Source organism: Terriglobus sp. YAF25 (assembly GCF_052113305.1).
Lineage (GTDB): Bacteria > Acidobacteriota > Terriglobia > Terriglobales > Acidobacteriaceae > Terriglobus.
In genome coordinates, this window is the sequence record NZ_JBFRCY010000527.1 from 1 (window position 1) to 3,345 (window position 3,345).

4 protein-coding genes and 1 pseudogene are annotated in these 3,345 nt (G+C 59.7%); 1 reads left to right on the top strand and 4 read right to left on the bottom strand.

All coding sequences use genetic code 11. From position 1 onward, the window contains the following. Window positions 1-403, bottom strand: a 403-nt coding sequence (locus AB4043_RS19410) for a citrate/2-methylcitrate synthase (RefSeq protein WP_442307825.1), incomplete at its 3' end; no start/stop codon positions are given. Window positions 404-473: 70 nt separating this feature from the next. Next, window positions 474-1,511 carry an FAD-dependent oxidoreductase gene (locus AB4043_RS19415; RefSeq protein WP_442301065.1) on the bottom strand — a complete coding sequence of 346 codons (1,038 nt, stop codon included), beginning with the start codon at window positions 1,509-1,511 and terminating at the stop codon, window positions 474-476. A gap of 84 nt (window positions 1,512-1,595) precedes the next feature. On the opposite strand from AB4043_RS19415, the gene AB4043_RS19420 reads away from it, so the two are divergent. Beyond that, on the top strand, window positions 1,596-2,396 hold the full coding sequence (locus tag AB4043_RS19420) for a hypothetical protein (RefSeq protein ID WP_442301064.1): 801 nt from the start codon (window positions 1,596-1,598) through the stop codon (window positions 2,394-2,396). Between the two features lie 151 nt (window positions 2,397-2,547). Here AB4043_RS19420 and AB4043_RS19425 read toward each other — a convergent pair whose 3' ends face one another. Further along, entirely contained in the window at window positions 2,548-3,129 is a 582-nt protein-coding gene (locus AB4043_RS19425; protein WP_442301063.1) for a hypothetical protein, read from the bottom strand. Window positions 3,130-3,134: 5 nt separating this feature from the next. Then, window positions 3,135-3,345, bottom strand: a pseudogene (locus tag AB4043_RS19430) (DNA polymerase III); the annotation flags it as partial.

A 3,345-nucleotide genomic window follows, 5' to 3' on the forward strand; every position in this document is an offset into this window, starting at 1 on the left:
GCGCGGTGAGACGGAAGGCCTTGGTGACGTTAGCGTCGTGCGTCACGCTCTTCTCATCGGGGTCGTTGCCTTCGGGATACATGGAGAGCAGGCTCACGGCGGTGCGCAGCACCTCCATCGGAGTTGCATCCTTCGGAACGGTCTTCAGGAACTCGATGACAGCCGGAGGAAGGCTGCGTGCCTCGGCAAGACTCTTCGTAAAGTCAGTCAGCTCGCTCTTCGAGGGCAGCTTGCCAAACCAGAGAAGATAGGTGACCTCTTCGAAGGTAGACTTCGGAGCCAGCTCATGAATATCGATTCCCCGGTAGGACAGGACGCCCGCGTCGCCGTCGATCCAGCAGATACCAGAGTTCGCGGCAATAATGCCTTCCAGGCCTTTGGGTGCGGCGGTCATCGTGGTCATGCTGAACTCTACTCCCGTGAGAAAACGTAAATTTAGTACTAACGGTTATAGCGCAGCGCCGCGAGGATTGTCATGATGGTTGTGCGAATACCGGCTCAAATGTGCGATTTACGGCGTAGGCTTGCATGTCGATCGGCATGGCCTCTCCGGCCAATTTCAGGCTGATGGCGCGAGCGGTCGCGGCGGCGAGCTGGATCCCATTGCGATAGTGGCCTGTGGCGGCGTAGAGACCTTCTTCAACGGCTCCAATCAGCGGCAGGCCATCGTGGGTTGCTGGCCGAAGACCGGCCCATGTTTCGACGATGGGCGCCTGCGCTACAGATGGAAACAGTTTCAGGGCGCGCGCTTTCAGGGCAGCGATGTCGGCGCTGTGCACGGTCTTGTCATAGCCCGCATCTTCGATGGTGGCGCCGATGACGACACGTCCGCCGCCTCGTGGAATCAGATAGATCTCCGGTGTGCGCACCACGATATCGAGCGGCGCATCCGTCTCGACGGCCATCATCTGGCCTTTGCGGGGGAAGACGGGGAGGTTACGGGGACCGGCCCAGCTTCCGGTGCAGAGGACGACACGGCCGGCAACGATGTCGCCACCACCGATGTGCAACCGCCATCCTGCGCCTTCGCGCGCGAGCGTGTCGACAGCGCAATGGGATCGTATTGAGACGTCTGTATTAGCACATGCGGCATGGAGGGCTGCGCCGAGGTCGCGCGGATCGAGTGAATCTTCTTGTTGGAGTGCCCAGGCGTATCCCTCGGGAGACAAACCGATCTCTTTCAGGGTATTGAGGGCCTCAGGGGAGGAGTTGCCTTCATGGGAGCCCTGCAGCGCACGATGGGTGCGGATGGGAACACTCAGACCACTTTGCTGTTCGATGCGCGCAAGGAACTCAGGATAGAGATCGCGCGACCAGGCGGAGAGCGGCCGCAGGGGGGCGGGATTTTCGGGATCGTCGACGGCGAGCATACCCCCGGCGGCCCAGCTTGCTTCCCTGACCGGATCGTTTTTGTCGGCGATAGCGACCGAAAGCCCGCGGCTGCGAAGCTCCAGCGCAACGGCCAGCCCAATGACTCCTGCTCCTACGACGGCTACATCTACCTGCTGCATACGGTCATTGTAGAAACTCGTCTATCTCAGCGGGCGGGGCAAGGCTATACTTTGCCCCAAGGCTAAGGAGAACATGGGACGCATATGAGTGAAGAAATTGAACAGAGACAGATGTCCGGAGCTTTTATTGCGGTGGTCTTCATCGCCTTGGCGCTGGGGATCGCCTCGCTGATCTGGTGCTATGGGCTGCAGAATCACCTTGGAGAGGCAGAGAAGAATCTGGCCGCCGCCAAAGCAGCGAACGCCGATCTGAACGACAAGCTTACGGCGACAAATGCGCGCCTGAAGGCCGCCACGGAGACCCTGGGAGCCAGCGTCGGTTTGACGCAGCGCCAGCTCGAGCAGCGCGCGCAGAGCATTCTGGCGGCGCAGAAGGCCGCCGACGCGAAACTGATCGCCGCACAGGAGGCGACGAACAAACAGGTAAGCGCCGTATCGAGCGAAGTCAGTACCGTGAAGACGGACGTAGGCGGCGTGAAGACCGACGTGGCCAGCACCAAGGCCGATCTGGACACCACCAAGACCCAGCTGCAGCGCGTTGTTGGGGATGCCGGCGTTATGAGCGGACTGATTGCGAAGAACCACGACGAGCTGGAGATTCTGAAACACAAAGGCGACCGCAACTACGTCGAATTCACGCTGCAGAAGGGCGGGCAACCGACGCTGCTTTCGACCATCAAGGTGCAGTTGAAGAAGGTTGACCAGAAGAAGGGCAAGTACACGATGGTGATCTCGTCCGACGATCGCAATATCGAAAAGAAGGACAAGACGATCATGGAGCCGGTGCAGTTCTACTCCGGCAAGAGTCCGGCCCTGTTCGAGATTGTGGTGAACAGTGTGGCGAAGAACCAGATCAGCGGGTATCTGTCGACGCCGAAGAGCTAGATGGATTTGTTGGAAATGAAGCAGGGCTGAGAGAAATCTCAGCCCTGCTTTGTTTCTGCTCGATGATTGGCAAAACAAAGAGCGGTTCGAGCTGCGGCTCGAATACCCAAGTCCCCTTGGGACATGGGGCACCCGGTTGGTGGCCGGGATGCTACTTCAGCTCGGCCACGATGGGGTCGTAGTGGTAGGGCGCGATCTTGACGGCCGCGTGCTTGCTCTGGTCCCAGGTCTGCTGCGTGGCGTCGCGGAAGCCGAGGAGGACCAGGCCCTCCATATCGCTCATGCCGGGGACTTCGGTTTCGCGCAGCAGTAGAGGCTTGCCGTCGGCGGCTTCTTTCACCTTCGGGAAGGCCGTGAAGGTGGCCGGCACATCATCCTTTTCGACGGCGCTGGTCAGCAGTTCCGATCCATCAGGCATGGTGAGTGCTCCGGTGAGGTCCTTCAGAAAGACCGGAGTTTTGAGGTTGTTGTGCACCTTCACCGTCGCCAGAACATAAAGGGTATTTTCGTTAGAGTCGGTCTTGCCGAGTAGCTTCAGCGTTCCCACGTCGTTGGAGTAGGTAACCGTCGTAGGCACCGCGGCGACGTGTGTAACGCTCACCTTTGCCGGAGTATGCGGGCTGCGGAGATAGATCCCGATGCCGACCGCGGCAAGAACCACGAAGGCAATGGCGATGGGCCACAGAAAGTGGCGGAGGGGTCGGTGGGTCTGGTGAAACTTGATCTCGTGCATGTTCCTCACGGCCTGGGTCGTAACGCCGCAAGAAACTCCTCCGGCGAGTAAGTGTTGATTACGTCGGCCGGTGTAAGCCAGGCGCGGCGCAGTTGAGTGATGCCAAAGGGCATCTGTTCGAAATCAGAGACAGCGTGCGCATCTGTATTGACGGAGACGCGGCAGCCAAGTTCCTTAGCCAGGCGCAGATTGCGGTCGCTGAGATCGAGACGGGGC

Bases quoted from the DNA above. Each gene is read 5' to 3' on its own strand.
- AB4043_RS19420 (WP_442301064.1), top strand. From the start codon at position 1,596: ATGAGTGAAGAAATTGAACAGAGACAGATGTCCGGAGCTTTTATTGCG.
- AB4043_RS19415 (WP_442301065.1), bottom strand. From the start codon at position 1,511: ATGCAGCAGGTAGATGTAGCCGTCGTAGGAGCAGGAGTCATTGGGCTG.
- AB4043_RS19425 (WP_442301063.1), bottom strand. From the start codon at position 3,129: ATGCACGAGATCAAGTTTCACCAGACCCACCGACCCCTCCGCCACTTT.